Raw genomic sequence first — 20,736 nt, forward strand, 5'->3', positions numbered from 1 at the left:
GGCTGGCCGTGCGGGCCGCCCTGACGGAATCAGATTCCCTCAGGGCGGCCCTCACGGACGGGCGGCGAATTCGTCCGTGGCGGCGATCAGGGCGTTTTCCATTGAGGGGACTGCGGTGGTGTGGCCCGCGCCGCCTACCAGGATCAGTTCTGCGCCGGGGATCGCGCGTTCCAGCAGCCACGGGGTTCCTGCCAGGCTGCTCAGGTCCAGGATTCCTTGTACCAGGACTGTGGGGATTCCGGCCAGTTTGTTCGCGTCGCGGAGAATGCCGCCGTCTTCCAGGAAGCAGCCTTGGGAGAAGTAGTGGGTGACCAGGCGGGCGAAGGCCAGGCGGAAGCGGGGGTTTTCGAATTTCGGGGAGGGCGGGACGCCGGGTTGCATGGCGGATTCCCAGGCGCACCAACGCTGGGCGGCTGGTTCGTGGACTGCTGGATCCGGGTTGGCGAGCAGGCGGCAGTAGGCCGCAGCGAGGTTGCCGTCTCGTTCGGGTTCCGGTACGCCGTCGCGGAAGCGGGCGTAGGCCTCCGGGAACATTTCGGCCAGGCCGCCGGTCAGCTGGTCGATTTCGATCTGGCGGTCGGTGGCCAGGCCCATCATGACTATTTCCGTCACGCGTTCGGGATGCCGTTCCGCGTAGGCCAGGCCCAGTACGCAGCCCCAGGAGCCGCCGAAGAGTTGCCAGCGGGGGATGCTCAGGGTTTCCCGGAGCAGTTCGAGGTCGGCGATCAAGTGGCTGGCGGTGTTCGCCTTCAGTGCTTCGACGGTGTCGCCTGCGTGGGGCGTGCTGCGGCCGCAGCCGCGTTGGTCCAGCAGGACTATCCGGTACTTGGCCGGGTCGAAGAATTGGCGCATGCCTTCGCTGCAGCCGGTTCCCGGGCCGCCGTGCAGGACGGCTACCGGCTTGCCGTCGGGGTTGCCGCAGGTTTCCCAGTACACCTGGTGTCCGTCGCCGACGTCCAGCAGGCCGCTGTCGTACGGTTCGATTTCCGGATAGCGCAACGAACGTCCCCTCAGTTCAGGGTGCGCTCCAGAGCCCGCAGCGCACCGCACAGTTCAGCCGGGCCGGCGGGCCCGATCCGGATTTCCGCGTCCGGCCCGGCCCCGACGGTGTAGCTCAGGTACCGGCCCCAGTCCGTGTCCGCGTAGTGCAGAGGTTCTTCCAGCCGGACGTACCGGCCGACGTCGTCGCGTCGTCCCGCGTACAGCTCTCCGCTTCCGTGCACCGGACGCTGCACCAGGGTTAGCACGTCCGACAGCACCGGGTCCAACGGAAAAGCGTCCTCGCCGCGCCGGGCGGCTTCGGTGAGGTCCGCGACGCGCACCGTGCGCACATAACCGCCGCCCGGGCCGACCGCGGGCAACTGCTCCACGAGCGTTTCCAGCACGCGGTCGCGGTCGATTTCCTGGACGCCGACGTGTTCGCCGTCCGACACCGCGAGCACCGCCTGCAATCCGCTGGCCGCGGCGAGCACCCCGTACGTGCGGTCGCCGGTCGCGACCCAGCCGTAGTACTCGATTACCGGGCGCACGAGCAGCGGCAGCCAGTCGAGGAAGTCCACAGTGGCCCGGCCGCGCGAGTCGACCAGGCCGGCCAGCGCCAGCGCGTCGTCCACCCGCTTGGCGGCCTCGTCGCGCTCGGTTTCCGACAGCCACGCCGGATCCGGCCGCAGCGTCACGTGCAACCGGCCCACCTGCTCGCGTTCGGCCAGCGCCGCGAGCGCTTCGACCGGGACATCCACTCGTCCCGCCGGATCGGCCACCGGCTACTCCTCCTCGTCGCCGAGAACCGGCTGGGTCGCCGAACGGTCCGCCCCGAACGCGCCCTCCGGATCGGATTCGAGCAGGTACTCGGGCCGCCGGTGCAGGCCGTCGCCGGGGCCGCCCGACGCGACGGGGGCGCCGCCGACCGCGGAGCCCGAGCCGCGCTGGGACGGTTCGCTCGCCGGAGCGGGCAGGACCGCGGCTGCGGGGCCGTTCCGGTCGTGGCTCGCGGCGGTCTGCGCGGTCGTGCTGTCCGAGGTGGTCCGGCGGACCGCGGCGCCGTCGGGGACGATCGGGCCGTATTGCTTCGGCAGCACGCGTTTCGTGTTCGCGGTGACGCCGTGGTACTGCTCCATCACCCGGACGTTGTTCTCGTTCGCGCCGTGGAACCGGTCGATGCCGTCCTGAAAGGACACTGGCGCGGCCGACGCGGGCAGCACCGCCTGCAGCGGCCCGGCCCACGGCTGCGGGCGCTCCGGGCGCAGCGGCACGTCGACGACCGCGTGCCGCGAGCTTTCGAAGCTGCTGGCCTGGGTGTCCATCGACGCGCTGGTGAGGTCGAGCGGATCGGCGGACTCCCGGAACCCGGCCTCGACCGGTCCCGCTCCCGCTTTCGCGGCGTCCGCGGAGTCGCCCGTCCACGAGCGCGTCATCCGCTCCTGAAGCTCTTTCACGCTCTGCGCGCGCTCCAGATAGGCCGCCGAAAGCTCCTGGACCTTCGCAGCGGCGGCACGCAAACCGGACGTGTCGCCGCCGCGGAAGTTGTCGAAGATCTGCTTGCCGTCCACCTGGTTCCCTTCGTGCGCGGCCGGGGTCGTCCGCTTACCGGCCGCGACCGAGGTCGGCGCCTGCCTGGTCCGCCTCGGTCGTCCGGTCCCGCGCGGTGCGCAGCTTGTCGAGGTATCCGGCGGCGTACCGGCGCAGCGCCTCGTTCTGGTCGCGCAGCGTGCGCAGCGAGTCCGCGCCGGCGGCCGCGTACTCCGCGCTCGCCGGGTCCGCGCCGGGGGCGGCGAAGACCGCGAGGATCTCGTCGATCGCGCGGCCGTCGGAGGCGATCTTGGCGAGCTGGTCCTCCCACAACCGGATCACCGCGGTCAGCTCCGCCGCGTCCATGGCGAAACCGCCGCGCGCACGGCCCGACTCGCCGATGACCAAGGCCGCTTCCTTTCCGGTGCTCACGTCGTGATGTGCACAGCGTAGTCAACCGGCCCGGTCGTGTCAGCCGAGAACCCGCCAGTGTGACGGCGCGCATCCGTTCCGCCGACACGTCACAGTACGTACGTACGGATTGCGAGAACCCGGTCCTCGATGTCAGGATTTCAGGATGCCACGGGTCAGCCAGGATCACCTCGACGCACGCCGCCGGCAGATCCTCGACGGCTCGCGCGTGTGTTTCGCACGCTACGGCTACGAGGGCGCCACCGTTCGCCGCCTCGAAGAAGCGACCGGATTGTCGCGCGGGGCCATCTTCCACCACTTCCGCGACAAGGAATCGCTCTTCCTCGCCCTCGCCGAGGACGACGCGGTGCGGATGGCCGACGTCGTCGCCGAACAGGGCCTGGTCCAGGTCATGCGCGATCTGCTGGCCGGGAACAGCGAGCACCCGGCGGACTGGCTCGGCACCCGGCTGGAGGTGTCGCGGCGGCTGCGCACCGACCCGGAGTTCCGCGGCCGGTGGGCGGAACGCTCGCAGCAGCTGACCGAGGCCACCCGCGACCGCCTCGAATGGCAGCGCAAGGCCGGCAATCTGCGCGACGACGTCGACGTCAGCGTGCTGACCGCGTTCCTGGAGCTGGTGCTGGAAGGGCTCGTCTCGCACCTCGCGATGGGCCTTCCCGGCGACGACCTGGGTCCGGTGCTCGACCTGGTCGAGGAGACCGTGCGGCGGCACCGGCCGGGCGCGCGGAGTTAAGTCCCCCGCGCGATCGCGCGGATTCGTGTTCACTGTGCCCCGTGGATCTCCTCGCCGCCCACGGCAGCGCACTGGACGTGTTCGACGCCGCGGTGCGCGCCGCCGGTCCCGGCGACTGGGCCCGCGGCACGCCGTGCACCGGCTGGTCGGTCCACGATCTGGTGAACCATCTCGCCGTCGAACAACTCTGGGCGCCGCATCTGCTCGCCGGGGCGACCCTCGACGAGGTCGGCGCCCGCTATGACGGCGACGTCCTCGGCGACGATCCGCTCTCGGCGTGGGAGAAGGCGTCCGGCGCCGCCCGCGAGTCGTGGCTCTCCCCCGGCGCGCCGCACCGCACCGTGCACGTCTCGTCCGGGCTGGTGCCCGCCGAGGAGTACGGCTGGCAGATGACGCTGGATCTCGCCGTGCACGGCTGGGACCTCGCCACCGCGCTCGGCCGCCCGAATCCGGTCCCGGACCGCCTCGCCGGGCGGCTGCTCGACGTGCTGCGCCCGATGGTCGACGACTGGCAGGGGCTCGGGCTGTTCGACCCGCCGGTCGCGGTGGGCCGCACCGCCGCGGCGTCCGACCGGCTCGTCGCGCTGCTCGGCCGCCGTCCGCGCTGAACCCGCCACAGTGGACAGAGCCGCCCCAATGCGGCGTTCGGTGCGTCCCCCACGCACCCCATGCGGCGTTGGGGTTGTCTACGCCGCCCCGGCCGAGCCGGAACATCGCTGGCTGAGCGGGCGGCCCTTGCCGTGCGGTGAGCGAAAATCCGGCGCCAGGTTCGCGTCCTGTCGCGGCATGGCTGTCCGGACCCGGTACGATTGTCGGCATCGTCGCACTACAAACCAGTTTTGCCTGAGGAGTGACTTCCATCCGTGCGCGCTGCGCCATCGCCCGGTGACAGTACCGGGCCGGGTCCCGCCCGACCCGGCTTCCCGCCCGCCGTCCGTTCCAGCGTCCCGGACGGTGCGCTGTGATCCACGTCCTGCTTTCAGTGCTCGGCGTGCTGCTCTTCCTCCTTCTCACGATCGGCACCGGCCTCGCCGTCGCCGCCGAGTTCTCGCTGACCGCGCTCGAGCGCAGCACCGTCGACGCGGATGTCCGCCAGGTCGGTGACAAGCGTTCGCGCACCGTCCAGAAGGCGCACCGCACGCTGAGCTTCCAGCTCTCCGGCGCGCAGGTCGCGATCACGCTCACCACGCTGATCACCGGTTTCCTCGCCGAACCGCTCATCGGCGACCTGGTCCGCCCGCTGCTCGACGCCGCGGGCCTGCCCGCTTCGGCGGCGTCCGGGGTCGCGGTGGCGGTCGCGCTGGTCCTGGCCACGTTCCTGTCGATGATCCTCGGCGAGATGGTGCCGAAGAACATCGCGATCGCGCGGCCGCTGCCGACCGCGCGCGCGGTTTCCGGCTACCACGCCCGGTTCTCGGCGCTGTTCCGCTGGCTCATCACGCTGATGAACAACAGCGCCAACTTCCTCGTCCGCAAGTTCGGCATCGAACCGCAGGAAGAGCTGCGTTCCGCGCGGTCGCCGCAGGAGCTGGGCTCGATCGTCCGCTCCAGCGCGGAAAGCGGGAAGCTCGACACGTCCACGGCGGAGCTGCTGGACCGGTCGCTGCGGTTCGGCGACCGCACCGCGGACGAGCTGATGACCCCGCGCGTGCAGGTCGAATCGCTCACCGTGGACGACACGATCGACGACCTCATCGACATCTCGCGGCGCACCGGGTTCTCGCGGTTCCCGGTCTACACCGAGGATCTCGACGACGTCCAGGGCGCGGTGCACGTCAAGCAGGCGTTCGCCGTCCCGGCCGCCGACCGCGCGACCACGCGGATCCGCTCGGCGATGCGGCCGGTGCCGACGGTGCCGGAATCGCTGCCCGGCGACGATCTGCTGAACCGGCTGCGCGATTCGCGCTACCAGCTCGCGATCGTGGTGGACGAGTACGGCGGCACCGCCGGGCTGGTCACGCTGGAGGACGTGGTCGAGGAGATCATCGGCGACGTCCGCGACGAGCACGACGACCGCGAGGCCCCGGCCGCGCAGCAGCTCGGCGCGGACCGCTGGCTCGTGTCCGGGCAGCTGCGCGCGGACGAGGTCCGCGACATCACCGGCTTCCGGATGCCCGAGGGCGACTACGAGACGATCGCCGGCCTGATCCTGGAGCGGCTCGGCGCGATCCCGGCCGAGGGCGACGCCGTCGAGGTCGACGGCTGGCGGCTCGCGGTCACCAGCATGGACCGGCACCGCGTCGCCGAGGTCCAGGTGCGCCCGGCCGAACGCGAGGTGAGCGCGTGAGCGACTGGCTGAACATCGCCCTCGTCGTGGTCCTGCTGCTGGCCAACGCGTTCTTCGTCGGCGCGGAATTCACCCTGATCTCCTCGCGCCGCGACCGGCTGGAAGCGTTGCTGGAGCAGGGAAAGACGCGCGCGCAGATCGTCATCAACGCGAGCAAGCACGTGTCGCAGATGCTCGCCGGGGCACAGCTCGGGATCACCATCTGCTCGCTGCTGCTCGGCCGCTTGGGCGAACCCGCGGTCGCGCACCGGCTGTCCGGGTTCTTCGACCTGCTCGGCCTGCCCGACCAGCTGCTGCACCCGATCTCGTTCGCGATCGCGCTGGCGTTCATCACCATGCTGCACGTGCTGATCGGCGAGATGGTGCCGAAGAACCTCGCGATCGCCGAACCGGAGCGCCTCGCGCTGTGGCTCGTGCCGGTGCACGTGGCGTGGGTCAAGGTGGCGAACCCGGTCATCGCGTTCCTCAACTTCGTCGCGAACTCCTTGCTGCGCCTGATGAAGGTGGAGCCGAAAGACGAGCTGGAGACCGCGTACAGCTCGGACGAACTCGCCGAGTTGCTCAGCGAATCGCGCCAGGAAGGGCTGCTCGACCAGTCCGAGCACCGGCGGCTTTCGCAGACGCTGTCGTCGGTGGCCAAGACCGTCGCGGACGTGCTGGTGCCCACCTCGGAACTCACGACGCTTCCCTGCGGGCCGACGCTCGGCGACGTCGAGCGAGCGGTGTCCACCACGGGGTTCTCGCGGTTCCCGGTGTGCACGGACGACGGTTCGCTCACCGGCTACATCCACGTGAAGGACGTTCTGGATCTGGTCGGCCAGGACCCCGACACGGTGGTGCCCGACGACAAGACGCGGCCGCTCACCGAACTGCGGTCCGACGCGCGGCTGGACGTCGCGCTTTCGGCCATGCGCAAGGAAGGCAGCCACCTCGCGCGGGCGCTCGACGCCTCCGGCGCGGCGGTCGGCGTGGTGGCGCTGGAAGACCTCGTCGAGGAGTACGTGGGGACCGTGCGCGACGGCACCCACGTGGCGGCATGAGCGCGGCTTGCGAGCGGATCGCCGGCGCTCCCGGCGCCGCCTCCCGCATGACCAGCGTGTCACTCGTCGAGGAGGCGGCGGCATGAGCGCGCGGGTCGTGCTCGCCGAGGAGGACTGGCAGTCCCGGGAGCGAGCGCACGCCGAGCGGATGCGCGCGTGGACCGGGCCGCACCAGGAACGCCGGGCACGGGGCGAAAAGCACCCGGTCCTGGATTTTTTGTTCACCTACTACTCGCATCGGCCGGGGCATCTCGAACGCTGGCAGCCGGGTCCGGGGGTGGTGCTCGCGGGCGCGTCCGCGCGGCGGTTCCTCGAGCGTCCGGCCTACGTCGAGACCGCGGCCGGAGTGATGCTCGACCCGGCGGCTTTCACCGGCCGCCGGGCGCGCACCGCCGAGTTCGTGCTGAAGCTGCTGTCGGCCACCGCGTCGCGGGCGCCGCGGCTGAGCTGCTTCGGGCTGCACGAATGGGCCATGGTCTACCGCGAGCCCGCGGACTCGGTGCGGCACGCGCAGGTCCCGCTGCGGCTCGGCTCGGCCGGGACCGACGAGGTCGTGGAATCGATGGACATCCGGTGCGGGCACTACGACGCGTTCCGGTTCTTCACCGGTCCGGCGCGGCCGCGGAACACGCTGGAGCCGACCCGGGAATCGCAGGTCGCGCTGGAGCAGCCGGGCTGCCTGCACGCGAACATGGATCTTTTCAAGTGGGCTTACAAGCTCGATCCGTTCGTGCCCGCCGAACTGGTCGGCGACTGTTTCGCGCTCGCCGCGGACGTCCGTGAACTGGACATGCGGGCCAGCCCGTACGATCTAGCGGACTACGGCTACCGGCCGGTGCCGATCGAGACCGCCGAGGGGCGGGCCTCCTACGCCCGCGCCCAGGCCGGATTCGCCGAGCGGGCCGCGCCGCTGCGGGCCCGCCTCATCGGCCTCTGCCGCGATCTTCTCGCCGACCCGGCCCGGCCGCCGGACCCCGTGCCGGAGTCGCCCGCTCGTGGAGCTGACAACTCTGCGTAACGGTATTCACCGCAGGTCGCTGGCCTGATAGAGTGATAACGGTTCGATTGCATAACTGAGTGTGTTGTGCATGTCACGAAAGGACAACGATGGGGCGTCACAGCCTGCCCGAGGAGCCGGTGCCGCACCCTCTCGATCCGCCGAAGCGGCCCGCCGGCCGCAGCGAGACGACCGGGTCGCACCGGATCGTCGCCAAGAAGGCGCCTCGCCGGCGGATCGCGAAGTGGCCTCTCGTGGCGCTCGGGCTCGTGGTGCTGGCCACGCTCGGCGTGGTCGGCTGGAACTGGGCCGACAGCGTGCTCAACAACCGCGCCGAGGCGCAGGCCGCCAGCTGCAACGGCGGCCGCACCGACGTCCGGATCGTGGTGACCCCGCAGATCACCAAGCCGGTCGAGGCCGCGGCGGCGCGCTGGAACCAGGACCTCACCCAGGTGCACGGCAGCTGTGTGCACGTCGCCGTGCAGAGCAAGCCCGCCTCCGACGTGCTGAACGCGCTCACCGGCAAGGCCTCGCTCGACACGATCGGCGGCCTGCCCGACGGCTGGATCCCCGAATCGTCGTACTGGGTCACCCAGCTCTCGAAGGCGAAGCCGGACGTCATCGGCTCCCCCGCGATGCCGATCGGCTCCGGGCCGCCCGCGGACTACCCGTTCGTCGGCCTGTCCGGGAAGTCGATCGACGAGGTCCAGCAACGCGGCACGCAGAGCTTCCGGGCGTTCCTCAAGGAACCGGCCCAGCTGGCCGACTTCGCGGCAGCGGGCATTCGCGCTTCCTGAATCCGGATCTGCCGGCACCGCCTCCGCCCTGGCTGGGCTGGGGCGGTGCGGCGTATCCGGGGCGGGCTCCCGGAGCCGCAGAGACATCCGCGGCTTGACCGTCTTCGCACCGCTTTCGCCCTCGGTTGGGCTGGGACGCGGTGGCGTAGTCGGGGGCGCGCGGCTTCACCGCGACCGTGCTCTGGCCAGGCGGCTGCGGAGCACGGGCCGCCGGAGCTGACGGCCCAGCGGGGTCGGCGTCGAGACGGTGGGAACGCGTGCCTCGTGAACGGCGGTGCCGGTTCTCACCGGCACCGCCGTTCACGAGTCGAGTTCGGCCAGGGCCAGCAGGTCGTCCTCGGCCAGTTCGAAGTCGAACACCTCGGCATTTTCCCGGATCCGCGACGGGGTCGCCGATTTCGGGATCGCGATGATTCCCAGCTGCAGATGCCAGCGCAGCACCAGCTGGGCGGGCGTCTTCCCGTACTTCGCGGCCAGCGCCGTGATCACCCGGTCGTTCAGGTTCCGGCCGCGGGCCAGCGGGCTCCACGCTTCGGTCGCGATGCCGTGCTCGGCGTGGAACGCGCGCAGCGGGGCCTGCTGCTGCCACGGGTGCAGTTCGACCTGGTTGACCACCGGGACGACGTCGGTCTCGTCGAGCAGGCGGCGCAGGTGGTCGACGCCGAAGTTCGACACGCCGATCGCCCGGACGCGGCCCTCGCTGAGCAGCAGTTCGAGGGCGCGCCAGGTTTCGACGTAGCGGTCCAGCTCCGGTTTCGGCCAGTGGATCAGGTACAGGTCGACCGGGCCGAGGCCGAGCGCCTCCGCGCTGCGGTCGAACGCGCGCAGGGTGTTGTCGTAGCCGTGGTCGGTGTTCCAGACCTTCGTGGTCACGAAGACGTCCTCGCGCGGCAGCCCGGACTCCCGGACCGCCGCGCCGACCTCGGCTTCGTTGCCGTACATCGCGGCGGTGTCGATGCTGCGGTAGCCGGCTTCGAACGCCGTCGCGACGACTTTCGCGACGTGGTCGGGCCGGACCTGGTACATGCCGAGTCCGAGCTGCGGGATGGCGACCGAGTTGTTCAGAGTGAGCAGGGGCGGCACAGGCATGCGGCGATCCTCACTGCGGTGTTCTCGGGGACGGGTCTCCTGGGGAACACCGCAGATCTTGCCACTGCCCGCCAGCCGCCGCTCGCGCCCCCTGCCGCAATCCGCCGCCCGACGTCCGTGCAGGGGCCCCTTGCGGCAGGGGGTAGCACTGACCTGCGGGTTCGCTAGCTGCACCCGTTTGAACAGCCAAAACAGCCCTCAACGTCTGTCTGCGCCGAGGGCTGTTCGCGGTTGTCGTCTGTGCCGGATTCGCACCGGGACGCCGGTCACGCGTCCGCCCCGACGAGCCGGGCGACCTGTTCGACGCGGGTGGCCAGCCGGGCCGAGTTGACCCCGTCGCCTGCCTTGCGGGCGGCGCGCAAGGCGGAGCGGGCGGCGTCGAGTTCGCCGGAGCGGGCGTACGCCTCGGCGATCCACGTGCGGTAGAGCGCCACTTCCCGGGAGTGCTCCGGCGCGTAGGCGTCCACGGCGTGGGTGATCAACGGTTCGGCGCGTGCCGGTTCGCCGAGTTCGATGAGGCAGCGTCCGGCCATCACGTCGATTTCGTTCGGGTCGAGCCAGTACACCCATTCCGGTTCTTCCGTGCCGGTGCTGCGGGCGGCGTAGGCGTCGTCTACGGCGTCGAGGGTGCGGCGGGTGCCGTCGGTGTCGCAGGACCGGGCGGATGCCCACGCGACCCGTTCGAGCAGCAGCGCGCGGACTACGGGGGTGGCGTCGCGGGCCCCGGCGACGGCGGACCGGGCAAGCAGCGCCGCGTCGGCCGGGTCGCCGACGTTCGCCATCTGGTAGCTGAGGCTGGACAGGAGTTGCCCGGCGAGCGGCCCGTTACCGGCGTCGCGGGCGGCGGACACGCCGGACAGGTACACGTGCTGCGCTTCGGCGTACTGTCCGGCGTCGCTGGCGACCCATCCGGCGAGCTGCGCGAGTTCGCCGACTGCGGTGAGCAGGCGGCGGCCGGTGCCGTCGTCGTAGCTGGCTTCGTTCACTACGCGTTCGGCGTCGGCGAGTTCGCGGCGCACGAGCGGGATGAGGTCGCCCCCGCCGATCACATCGTCGAGATGGCGCAGTTCGACAACGCGTTCCTCTAGTTCGGTGGCGAGGCTGGGGCCGACGCGTCGCCCGGCGGCCGCATGCCGGGCCGCGGGGGTCTCGGACAACAGCCATTCGTGCGCGACGCGCAACGGGTCGTCCGGGGACCCGTACAGGGCCGTCACTGGCACGCACAGGGCACGGGAGTAGGCGACTACGTGTTCTGGGCTGATCGTGCGTTTCCCCGTTTCGAGCAACCCGAGCAGTGGCTTGCTGAAGTGGGTACGGGCAGCTAAGGCCGCGAGGCTCATCCCGGCATCGGTGCGTGCGCGCCGGAGCCGTGCTGCGAGGTCGTCCATCCGTCGCCCCCTGTGCTCGCCATTGACTGTAGACGACGGTAGACGGCAAACGTCTGTTCATCGGTCCGGCTGGTCCCGAAGGTAGAGGGCATGGGCTGGTACGGACACGAGAGGCAGACGATGACCGCGCGAATCATGCTGGGGAGACCGCTTCCCGGCACGGTCCGCGAGACGTTCCGCGTCATGCACGTGTTCCCGGAACCGGCGAACTATCCCGGCCGCATAGTCGCGTTCTGCGGCGCGGAGTTCTGGACCGGCGACCTGGAATGGTGCGACGGGTCCGCCAGGACGCCGTGCATGAGGTGCCTCGCGGCCACGCCGCTGCCGCGCGCGCTCCCCTGATCGCCCGGCCGCTGCAGACGTTCCCCGACACGCTCAGCACTGGCCGGGTTCCCTACGCGGCAACGAAAAGACCGCCGGGTTTCCGTCAGCACGGAAGGCAACGGATTCGATGAGATCGGAAGGATATTCGCAGATGAGTGTTGCGGCAGAGGACTTGACCGGGCAGGGGCTCATCCCGGAGGGCTTGTTCCGCAGGCTCCGGGCCCGCATCTCGAAAGAGAACGTCGTTTCTCTGGAGTACGCGGGACAAATCATGGACCAGGCGCTTGCGTTCCTCGCGGCGTGCGCCCGGACCAGCCGCCCCCTCGCACCGAGCGAAACCGTCGACATCGGATGGCACACGTTCATTCTGCACACGCACGAATACGCAGAATTCTGCGAGCGGATTTCCGGAGGCTTCATCCACCACGTCCCGAATGACAGCGACGAAACCGGGGACGTTCGGCCCGTCGACATGATGCGCCGAACCACCGACGCCATCCGGGCGGCGGGGTTCGTGGTGGACGATCCCCTGTGGTTCACTGGCGCGGCGAAGTGCGCCAAGTGCTCCCAGTGCAAGAACGGGTGCACCGACGACCCGCCCCCGTCTCCCGCGCGGAGTTAGGCCGAAGAGGCAGACATGGTCAGCCAGGAATGGGCGAACCTTCCCGCCGCCGTCCGGCGAGCGATCGAAGAACGGACGGGCGCCGTGGCCGCGACGGTTTCCCCGGGCAACGGACGGAACTCCGATTTCCTGGCAACGCTCCAGACCGCGCACGGCCCTTGCTTCGTCAAGGGCGTCCAGACCGGCACACGGCGGGCGCGGGCGCAGCAGACGGAAGCACGGGTCGGGGCCCGGCCGAACTCTGCTGCGCCGCGTCTCCTCTGGGAAGTGACCGCCGACGGGTGGCACGTGCTCGGATTCGAGGCCGTCACCGGGCATCACCCCAGCCTCGCGCCGGGCTCGCCGGACCTCCCGATGGTCGCCGAGACCGTAGCCGCGATGACGCGGGAGCTAACCCCGTCCCCCGTCGAACTGGAGCGGTCCACGGACCAGTGGGCATGGTCCGTCCCGTGGCGTCGACTGTCCAAATCGGACCGCGAACTTGACAGCTGGGACAAGGCCCACCTGCCGGAACTGCTGGACTGGGAGCGACGCGGGATCGAGGCCGTCAACGGGAACAGCCTCGTGCACGGCGACATGCACCCGCTCAACATCCTCGTCTCCGACCGCGCGCGGGTTGTCGACTGGGCATGGTCTAGCGTCGGCGCGCCATGGCTTGACCCGGCTGCGCTGGTGCTGCGGCTCGTCGCCGACGGCCACACCCCGCGACAGGCCGAAGAATGGGCGAACGCGATCCCGGCGTACAGAGACGCCCCCACCGACGCAGTGACCGCATACGCGGTGCTGATCTTCGGAATGTGGGCCTACCGCAGCGCGTTTCCCGGGCTCACCGACATTGCCCGGCAGCACGTCCGGCACCGACTGGGCTCTTGATCCCGGAATTGCACGCTGTCACTGCGCAAGGGTGCGCGCTGACCGTCGATGCGCAGCCGACGGCGAGCCGGCTCCGTCACCATAAGATCGCTGAGGATGCCGCGAATTTCGCCGCTTTTGATGCCGGACAAGGGTTTCCCGGTCGCTGTCATCTCGCGGAGCATGAGGTCCACAATGAACAGCAGGATCACCGCGGCTCGCCGATCGGTGCCCCCAGGTCAGGGCGTTGCAGCACCTCCATAGCCGCAAAGGGCCCCTTGAGGGAATCAGATTCCTTCCAGGAGTCCTTCACGGACCCGTACCGCCTCCGTGACCCGGGCGGCTCTCTCGGCGACCTCGTCCGGTTCCGCGGCGAGCGGGACGCCGTGCCGGGCCTCGACGGCGACTCGTGCGGTCGTCGCGGACGAACGCGCCATTTCCGCCGCCGCGGAGACGTCCGGCAACGCCGCCGGGTCCACAATGGACAGCAGCCGTTCCGCCACCCGGACTACCTCCGCTGCCGCCGCGACCACGTCCGCGGCGGGCTGGGCGCGGTCGGGCACGTCGTGCGTGACGGCGTGGGCGTCGATCTCCGCCAGCCGCAACGCATGCCGCGTCAGGTGGTCCGCCTCGGCGTCGCCGCCGGCCGCTCGGCTCAGCAGTGCCGCGGCTTGCGCGAGGGCGAGGGCCGCGACTGTCGCCCCGGCCGGAGCCGGGATCGCGGGGCGGGCGAGGGTGTTCAGGAAGTCGCTCACGATCTGGTCCCGCATGTCGGGTTTCCTTCCGCTCAGCGCCGGATGCGCTCCATCCCGGGGTCGACCAGCGGTTCCGCGGCCACAGTCGCGGCGACGCGCCGTCCGAAATACTCGATTTCCACCTGGTCGCCGATCTCCACCGCACCCGGCAGCCAGGCGTACGCGATGGGGCGGCCGATCGTGTAGCCGTAGGCCGCACTCGTGACGTAACCCGTCGCGGCGCCGTCCACGAAGACTGGTTCCTTGCCCAGCACGACGGTCCGGCCGTCGTCCACGGTGAGGCAGCACAGCCGCCGCGCCGAGGTCTCTTCGCTGCGGCCCTCGATGGCGGCCCGCCCGGCGAACTCGCCCTTCGCCGGGCGCACCGCGAACCCGACCCCGGCCTCGTACGGGTCGTGCTCGGTGGTCATGTCGGTCCCCCACAGCCGGTAGCCCTTTTCCAGCCGGAGGCTGTTGAACGCGCCGCGCCCGGCCGCGATGACGCCCAGGGACTGCCCGGCGCGCCACAGCGCGTCCCAGAGCCGCTGGCCGTTGTCCGCGGAGGTGTAGATCTCCCAGCCGAGTTCGCCCACATAGGACAGTCGCAGGATCGTCACCGGCACCCCGGCGATCCGCGCACGGCGGCCGCGGAAGTACTTGAGCCCGGTGTGCGAAAGGTCTTCCGCCGACAGCGGTTGCACCAGGTCGCGGGCGAGCGGGCCCCACACGCCGACACAGCAGGTGCCGCCGGTGGTGTCCACGACCCGGACGCCTTCCGGGGCGCGGCCGCGCAGGTACGCGACGTCGATGTTGCCGTTGATGCCGACCTGGAACAGCTCCGGTTCCAAGCGCGCCACGGTGATGTCGCTGCGGACGCCGCCCGCGTCGTCGAGCATCAGCGTGTAGGTCACCGAGCCGACCGACTTCGCCAGCTGGTTCGTCGTGAGCCCTTGCAGGAACTCCAGCGAACCCGGCCCGCTGACCTCGACGCGCTTGAGCGGGGTCATGTCGTACATCGCGACCCGGTTCCGGGTGTGCCAGGCCTCGGCCGCCACGATCGGCGAGTGGAACTGCCCGGCCCAGGCGTCGCGCGCGGGCGGGAGGAAGTCGTGCGGCAGGTCTTTCAGCAGCGACGCGTTGGCCTCGAACCAGTGCGGCCGTTCCCAGCCGCCCGCCTCCAGGAACACCGCGCCCAGTTCGCGCTGGCGGGCGTGGAACGGGCTGACCCGCAGGTCGCGCGGGGAAAGCCGGGGCTGCAGCGGGTGCAGCACGTCGTAGATCTCCACGAAGTTCTGCTGCGCGGTTTCGCGGATGTACTCCGGGGCCAGCTGGACGTCCTCGAACCGGTGCACGTCCAGCTCGTGCAGGTCGGTTTCGGAGCGTCCGTCCACAATAGATTCCGCGACGGCCTTCGCGATGCCCGCGGAATGCGTGACCCAGATGGCCTCGGCAATCCAGAATCCGCGCACGTCCGCGGATTCGCCGACCAGCGAGCCGCCGTCGGGAGTGAAGGAGAAGATGCCGTTGAAGCCCTCCTCAGCCTTGGTCTGGCCGAGCGCGGGCAGCAGGAGCTTGCTTTCCTCCCATGACGGCGCGAAATCGTCCTCGGTGAACGGCAGCATCGAGGGCATCGCGGACGCGGTCACCTCGCCGGGTTCGGCGAACTTGTCCACCGGCATCGGGCGGTGCGCGTACGAGCCGATGCCGAGCCGGTCGCCGTGCTGGCGGAAGTACAGGTCCTGGTCCTGATGACGCAGGATCGGCAGCGCCGGGTGCACCGGATCGGCGCCGGCCAGTTCGGCGAGCTGACCCGTCTTCGCGTATTGGTGCGCGAGCGGCAGCAGCGGCACGGTCATGCCCGCCATCTCGCCGATCTCGCGGCCCCAGAATCCCGCGCAGGACACCACGATGTCGGCCGGGACCACGTCGTCGGCGGTCTTGACACCGGTGACGTGCCCGTTCGCCTGCTCGATGCCGGTCACGCGGGTCGAGCCGACGAACCGCGCGCCGCGCGAGGAAGCCCGTTTGATCAGCTCGTCCACCGCGCGCGAGGCCACGGCGAGCCCGTCGGTCGGGACGTACAGCGCGCCGAAGATCCGGTTCCGGTCGAGCATCGGCCAGCGGCGGACGCACTCGTCCGGGTCGATCAGCCGCGCTTCGACGCCCCAGGACGTCGCCCAGCCGTGCTTGCGTTTCAGGTCCTCCCACCGCGCCGCGGTGCTGGCCACCTCCATCCCGCCGACCTGGTGGAAACAGCCGAGGTCGAGCAGTTTCGCGACGGTGTAGCCGGCGAATTCGGTCATCGCCTTCGACGGGTTGGTCTGGAACACCAGCCCCGGCGCGTGCGACGTCGAACCGCCGGTCAGCGGCAGCGGTCCCTGGTCGAGCACGGTGACGTCGGTCCAGCCGCGCAGGGTCAGTTCGTCGGCGAGGTTCGCGCCCACGATTCCGGCGCCGATGATCACGACACGGGTCATGAGAACTCCCTGGGATAGGTCAGCGGAAGACGACGGTCCGGTTGCCGTTGAGGAGAACGCGCCGCTCGCAGTGCCAGCGCACCGCACGGGACAGCGCGAGCGCTTCGGCGTCGCGGCCGACAGTCGCGAGCGCGCGCGGCGAGTGCGAGTGGTCGACCCGCTGCACCTCTTGCTCGATGATCGGGCCCTCGTCGAGTTCGGGGGTCACGTAGTGCGCGGTCGCGCCGACGTACTTGACGCCCCGGTCGTAGGCCTGCGCGTACGGTTTCGCGCCCTTGAAGCCGGGCAGGAACGAGTGGTGGATGTTGATCGCGCGGCCCTGCAGTTTCTGGCACAGCTCGTCCGAGAGGACCTGCATGTAGCGAGCCAGTACGACGAGGTCGATGTCGTGTTCCCGCACCAGGTCCAGCAGCCGCTGTTCGGCTTCCGGCTTGGTCGCCGGGGTGACCGGGATGTGCACGAACGGCAGTCCGGCGGCCTCTGCCATCGGGCGCAGGTCCTCGTGGTTGGACGCCACGAGCGCGATTTCCGCGCCGAGCGCGCCCGCGCGCCAGCGGAAGAGGAGGTCGTTGAGGCAGTGCCCGGCTTTGGACACCATCACCAGCAGCCGGTCCGGGGTGCGGTCGGAGAACCGGTACCGCATGGCGTAGTCCCGGGCCACGAGGTCGAACTCGCGGGTGAGATCGTCCACAGTGGCCGGTCCGGTGCAGGCAAACTCGGTGCGCAGGAACAGTTCCCCGTGCACGTCGTCGTCGAACTGCTGGTGCTCGACGATGTCGCAGCCGTTGCTCACGAGGAACGTCGTCACGGCGTGCACGATCCCGGAGCGCTCGGGGCAGTGCAGGGTCAAGGTGAACTGGGTCAAGACTCCTCCTCTCGGTATTCCAGTGCCGCGTCGGCGAGCCAGGCGGCGAAATACGGGGCGAACGACTGGCGCACGAGCACGGTGAACTCGCCCGCTTCCCGCACCAGCAGGACGATTCCGGTGCGGGCGTACAGCGTCTGGACGCAGGTGCCCGGCGGCGCGGCCTTCGGGTGGAGGTCGATGGCGCAGCCGTGGGCCAGGACGTCGCGGGCCGCCGGTCCGGCGAGCTGCACGGTGGTGCGCTGCGCGGACACATCGGTCACCGCGCCGACGGTGATCGCTTCCCGCAGCGCTTCTTCGGTGCCTTCGGGAGCGCCGAGCACCAAGTATTCGTCGGGGCCGAGCCAGAGGACGTCGCCAATGCCGCTGGTGAACTGGCACGCCTTCGGCAGCGCGGTGCCGAGGACGGCTGCCGCGGCGTCGTGGCCTTCGCGGATGCGGACGTTCAGCTGCGAGACGAACGGGCGTTCTTCGGCGAGCACGGCCGGTGCGCAGCTGGCGAGCAGACCCGCGTGGTCTGCGAGCGGAGACAGGGTCTTAACCGTCACGGCGGGTCCCCTCCTTGTCGTAGAGCACGGATTCGGTCACCGTCACCGGAACCACCTCGTCGCCGACCGGGACGTACAGGGTCTCCCCGATCCGTTCCCGGCCGGAGCGGACGAGAGCGAGCGCGAAGGTGCGGTTCAACGCGGCGCTCGGGTAGCTGGAGGTGACGTGGCCGAGCATCCGCACCGGCGGGCGCGGGACGTGCGCGGTCTCGATGATCTGCGCGCCCTCCGGCAGCAGCACGGTCGGATCGACCGGCAGCAGGCCGACGAACTGTTTGCGGTCCGGCCGCTGGTTTTCCACCCGGGAGAAGGACCGTTTGCCGAGGAAGTCGGCCTTCTTCTTGGACACCGCCCAGCCCATGCCGAGGTCGTGGGGAGTGACCGTGCCGTCGGTGTCCTGGCCGATGATCGGGTAGCCCTTCTCCGCGCGCAGCACGTGCATAGTCTCGGTGCCGTACGGCGTGATTCCCTGTGCTGCCAACGCTTCCCACAGCGCGAGGCCGTACCAGGACGGCACGTTGATCTCGTACGCGAGCTCGCCGGAAAAGCTGATCCGGCACACCCGCGCGGCGATTCCGGCCACTTCGGCGTCGCGCCAGGCCATGAAGCCGAAGGCGTCGTTGCTGACGTCCAGTTCCGGCGCGAGCCCGGCCAGGATCTCGCGCGAACGCGGGCCGACGAGCGCGACGGTCGCCCAGTGCTCGGTGACCGAGGTGGCGAACACGCGCAGGTGCGGCCATTCGGTTTGCAGCCACTCCTCCATCCAGTCCAGCACCATCGCGGCGTTGCCGGTGGTCGTGGTGACGAGGAAGCGGTCCTCGGCCACGCGGATGACGGTGCCGTCGTCGATCACCATGCCGTCGATGCCGCACATCACGCCGTACCGGATGCGTCCGACCTTGAGCGTGCTCATCAGGTTCGTGTAGAGCAGGTCGAGGAATTCGGCGGCGTCCGGGCCCTGGACGTCGATCTTGCCGAGGGTGGAACCGTCCATCATGGCCACGTCAGTGCGGGCTTCGAGGCATTCGCGCCGGACAGCGGCGTGCAGGTCCTCCCCCGGCTGCGGGTAGTACCACGGGCGTTTCCACTGGCCGACGTTCTCGAACTCCGCGCCGTGTTCGACGTGCCAGGAATGCAGGGCGGTGACGCGGATCGGGTCGTGCAGTTCGCCGCGGTTGCGACCGGCCAGCGCGGCGAAGGCGACCGGCGTGTACGGCGGACGGTAGGTGGTCGGGCGGCGGTCCGCGAGGTCGGCGCCGAGGGCTTCGGCGGTGATCCCGGCGGCGAGCATGCCGGAGGTTTTGCCCTGGTCGTGTGCGGTGCCGATGGTGGTGTAGCGCTTGACGTGCTCCAGTGAGGCGAGGCCCGCACCGGTGGCGCGGAGGACGTCGGAGACGGTGGCGTCGCGCTGCAGGTCCACGAAACGGGTGTCCACATCGGACTCCGTGCCGGGGATCTGCCATTGGACGGCGGGGGCCAGTTCGCGCGGCGGTGCGTCGGAGACCGGGAGCGGGATGTCCGCCGGTGCTTCGCCCAGGGCCTTCGCGGCGGCGGCACGGCCTTCTCGCACGCAGCCGGCGAAGTCGAAGGTGCCGTTCGCGCTGCCTGCCACGCGTGCGGTCGGGAGGTCGCCGTCTGGAAGGTATGCGCCGAGTGCGGGTTCGTAGCGCAGGGCACCACGCTGCTGGCTGAACAGGTGGACCGCGGGGGTCCAGCCGCCCGAGACCAGCAGCGTGTCGCACGGGATCAGGTCTCCGGCAACGCGCACGCCGGTGACGCGCCCGCTTCCTTCCGTCCCTGTCACTGCTGCCTCGGTGCGGATCTCGATGCCCCGTTCCGCACAGGCGGCGGCCCAGTTTTCCGGAGCTGCCGGGCGGACATCGGCCACCAGCGGGATTTCCACGCCAGCGTCGGCGAGGTCGATCGCCGTGGCGTAGGCGGAATCGTCCATGGTGAACACGACGGCGCGACGGCCGGGGACGACGCCGTAGCGGTGGAGGTAGGTCCGGGCGGCACCGGCGAGGAGGACGCCAGGACGGTCGTTGTCCGGGAAGACGATCGGACGTTCGTGTGCGCCGGTCGCGAGGACAGTCTGCTTCGCACGGATCCGCCACACGCGCTGCCGGGCCGCGCCGGACGTCCGGTGCTGCACGGCGAGGACGAAACCGTCGTCGTAGGCACCGAACGCGGTGGTCCGGTCGAGTACTTCCACGTCCGGCGTCGCGCGGAGTTCGTCGGCGATCGCGCGAGCCCATTCGACGGCGGGTTTGAGGTCCACGTATTCGTTCGAGCCGAGCAGCGAACCGCCGGGCTCGGGCTGGTCGTCCACGAGCACGACCCGGGCTCCGGCTCGCGCCGCCGTGCGGGCCGCGACCAGACCGGCCGGGCCGGCGCCGACCACGAGCACGTCGCAGTGCAGGTGCTTCGCGTCGTACCTCGCGGGGTCCGGTTCGGTCGCCAACCGGCCCTGGCCGGAGAGGCTGCGTGCGACGAGGCCGTCGTACAGCTCGACGGTGGTCGCGGTCTGCATCGGTTCGGGGAACGGCTTTTCCAGCTGCACCACCGCGTTCGGCTCTTCGACACCGGCCGCCATGATGCCGCGCGGGCGGCCGAGCTTGACGCTCCGCGCGACCTGGTGCACGCCGTGGGCGAGCAGCGCGGACGCGAGCGTGTCGCCCGGATGGCCGGTGAGCTCGCGGCCGTCGAAGGTGAACTGGAGCAAGGTGTCGCGGTCGACGAGGCCGCCGCTGGGGAGGCGGAAGGTCATGGGATCACCGGCCGGGGTTCGTCGAGGCGGTAGACCGCCGCGAGTTCGTGGGTGCGGGTGTCGCGGACGGCGTTGAACCAGCGGCGGCAGCCCGCGCTGTGCGTCCAGCGCTCGGCGAGCGGCCCGCTCGGGTTGGCGCGGAAGAAGACGTACTTCGCCCACTCCTCGTCGGACAGCGCCGCCGGTTCCGCCGGGTACGCGACGTGGGCTTGGCCGCCGTAGTGGAATTCGGTCTCCTCGCGGGGACCGCACCAGGGGCAGGGAATCAGCTGCACA

At 70.5% G+C, this 20,736-nt stretch carries 21 protein-coding genes; 9 read left to right on the forward strand and 12 right to left on the reverse strand.

Annotated features, from left to right (window positions below):
* Positions 1-51: 51 nt before the first annotated feature.
* Genes pip through H4281_RS32940 form a run of 4 tightly spaced genes read right to left on the reverse strand, consistent with a single transcriptional unit; the run spans position 52 to position 2,940 of the window.
* On the reverse strand, positions 52-999 hold the full coding sequence (gene pip / locus H4281_RS32925; RefSeq protein WP_182894755.1) for a prolyl aminopeptidase: 948 nt from the start codon (positions 997-999) through the stop codon (positions 52-54).
* Positions 1,000-1,010: 11 nt separating this feature from the next.
* Positions 1,011-1,739, reverse strand: a complete 729-nt coding sequence (locus tag H4281_RS32930; protein ID WP_182894947.1) for an ESX secretion-associated protein EspG — start codon at positions 1,737-1,739, stop codon at positions 1,011-1,013.
* 24 nt (positions 1,740-1,763) lie between these two features.
* On the reverse strand, positions 1,764-2,549 hold the full coding sequence (locus H4281_RS32935; protein ID WP_182894756.1) for a WXG100 family type VII secretion target: 786 nt from the start codon (positions 2,547-2,549) through the stop codon (positions 1,764-1,766).
* A 34-nt stretch (positions 2,550-2,583) separates the two neighbouring features.
* Positions 2,584-2,940: a hypothetical protein gene (locus H4281_RS32940; protein WP_237599573.1), complete on the reverse strand. Its 357-nt coding sequence runs from the start codon at positions 2,938-2,940 to the stop codon at positions 2,584-2,586.
* A gap of 145 nt (positions 2,941-3,085) precedes the next feature.
* Here H4281_RS32940 and H4281_RS32945 point away from each other — a divergent pair, with 145 nt between their 5' ends.
* The 6 genes from H4281_RS32945 to H4281_RS32970 all read left to right on the forward strand — a co-directional run bounded on the left by H4281_RS32945 (position 3,086) and on the right by H4281_RS32970 (position 8,794).
* On the forward strand, positions 3,086-3,673 hold the full coding sequence (locus H4281_RS32945; RefSeq protein WP_037814298.1) for a TetR/AcrR family transcriptional regulator: 588 nt from the start codon (positions 3,086-3,088) through the stop codon (positions 3,671-3,673).
* 41 nt (positions 3,674-3,714) lie between these two features.
* A complete protein-coding gene (locus H4281_RS32950; RefSeq protein ID WP_182894757.1) occupies positions 3,715-4,281 on the forward strand; it encodes a TIGR03086 family metal-binding protein in 567 nt (188 codons plus the stop codon).
* A gap of 356 nt (positions 4,282-4,637) precedes the next feature.
* A complete protein-coding gene (locus H4281_RS32955; protein WP_446680394.1) occupies positions 4,638-5,960 on the forward strand; it encodes a hemolysin family protein in 1,323 nt (440 codons plus the stop codon).
* Positions 5,957-7,000, forward strand: a complete 1,044-nt coding sequence (locus tag H4281_RS32960) for a hemolysin family protein (protein WP_037814302.1) — start codon at positions 5,957-5,959, stop codon at positions 6,998-7,000. Before H4281_RS32955 ends, H4281_RS32960 begins: the two co-directional genes overlap by 4 nt.
* An 82-nt stretch (positions 7,001-7,082) precedes the next feature.
* Positions 7,083-8,018, forward strand: coding sequence for a 3-methyladenine DNA glycosylase (locus H4281_RS32965; RefSeq protein ID WP_182894759.1), 936 nt, complete (start codon positions 7,083-7,085; stop codon positions 8,016-8,018).
* An 89-nt stretch (positions 8,019-8,107) separates the two neighbouring features.
* On the forward strand, positions 8,108-8,794 hold the full coding sequence (locus H4281_RS32970) for a substrate-binding domain-containing protein (protein ID WP_182894760.1): 687 nt from the start codon (positions 8,108-8,110) through the stop codon (positions 8,792-8,794).
* A gap of 300 nt (positions 8,795-9,094) precedes the next feature.
* On the opposite strand, the gene H4281_RS32975 is transcribed toward H4281_RS32970, so the two are convergent.
* Both H4281_RS32975 and H4281_RS32980 read right to left on the reverse strand, forming a co-directional pair.
* On the reverse strand, positions 9,095-9,883 hold the full coding sequence (locus tag H4281_RS32975) for an aldo/keto reductase (protein WP_182894761.1): 789 nt from the start codon (positions 9,881-9,883) through the stop codon (positions 9,095-9,097).
* A gap of 266 nt (positions 9,884-10,149) precedes the next feature.
* A complete protein-coding gene (locus H4281_RS32980; protein ID WP_182894762.1) occupies positions 10,150-11,271 on the reverse strand; it encodes a helix-turn-helix domain-containing protein in 1,122 nt (373 codons plus the stop codon).
* Between the two features lie 90 nt (positions 11,272-11,361).
* Here H4281_RS32980 and H4281_RS32985 point away from each other — a divergent pair, with 90 nt between their 5' ends.
* From H4281_RS32985 to H4281_RS32995, 3 genes are all read left to right on the forward strand, one after another.
* Entirely contained in the window at positions 11,362-11,613 is a 252-nt protein-coding gene (locus tag H4281_RS32985; RefSeq protein WP_246412482.1) for a hypothetical protein, read from the forward strand.
* 133 nt (positions 11,614-11,746) lie between these two features.
* Positions 11,747-12,217 (forward strand): glycine-rich domain-containing protein, encoded by a 471-nt coding sequence (locus tag H4281_RS32990; protein ID WP_182894763.1) that lies wholly within the window; start codon positions 11,747-11,749, stop codon positions 12,215-12,217.
* Between the two features lie 15 nt (positions 12,218-12,232).
* Positions 12,233-13,090: a phosphotransferase gene (locus tag H4281_RS32995; RefSeq protein ID WP_182894764.1), complete on the forward strand. Its 858-nt coding sequence runs from the start codon at positions 12,233-12,235 to the stop codon at positions 13,088-13,090.
* Between the two features lie 266 nt (positions 13,091-13,356).
* Here H4281_RS32995 and H4281_RS33000 read toward each other — a convergent pair whose 3' ends face one another.
* The 6 genes from H4281_RS33000 to H4281_RS33025 are packed head-to-tail and all read right to left on the reverse strand — an operon-like array spanning position 13,357 to position 20,735.
* Complete coding sequence (locus tag H4281_RS33000; RefSeq protein ID WP_182894765.1) at positions 13,357-13,839, reverse strand: hypothetical protein; 483 nt, start codon at positions 13,837-13,839, stop codon at positions 13,357-13,359.
* A 17-nt stretch (positions 13,840-13,856) separates the two neighbouring features.
* Positions 13,857-16,280 (reverse strand): GcvT family protein, encoded by a 2,424-nt coding sequence (locus tag H4281_RS33005; RefSeq protein ID WP_182894766.1) that lies wholly within the window; start codon positions 16,278-16,280, stop codon positions 13,857-13,859.
* 19 nt (positions 16,281-16,299) lie between these two features.
* Positions 16,300-17,145 carry a formyltetrahydrofolate deformylase gene (purU, locus tag H4281_RS33010; protein WP_182894767.1) on the reverse strand — a complete coding sequence of 282 codons (846 nt, stop codon included), beginning with the start codon at positions 17,143-17,145 and terminating at the stop codon, positions 16,300-16,302.
* Entirely contained in the window at positions 17,142-17,693 is a 552-nt protein-coding gene (locus H4281_RS33015) for a sarcosine oxidase subunit gamma (RefSeq protein ID WP_182894768.1), read from the reverse strand. The genes purU and H4281_RS33015 overlap by 4 nt, the downstream gene beginning before the upstream one ends.
* Positions 17,683-20,460 carry an FAD-dependent oxidoreductase gene (locus H4281_RS33020; RefSeq protein WP_182894769.1) on the reverse strand — a complete coding sequence of 926 codons (2,778 nt, stop codon included), beginning with the start codon at positions 20,458-20,460 and terminating at the stop codon, positions 17,683-17,685. Before H4281_RS33020 ends, H4281_RS33015 begins: the two co-directional genes overlap by 11 nt.
* Positions 20,457-20,735: a sarcosine oxidase subunit delta gene (locus H4281_RS33025; protein WP_182894770.1), complete on the reverse strand. Its 279-nt coding sequence runs from the start codon at positions 20,733-20,735 to the stop codon at positions 20,457-20,459. Before H4281_RS33025 ends, H4281_RS33020 begins: the two co-directional genes overlap by 4 nt.
* Between the last annotated feature and the right edge of the window lies 1 nt (position 20,736).

It is taken from the genome of Amycolatopsis dendrobii, assembly GCF_014145675.1.
Classification (GTDB): Bacteria; Actinomycetota; Actinomycetes; order Mycobacteriales; family Pseudonocardiaceae; genus Amycolatopsis; species Amycolatopsis dendrobii.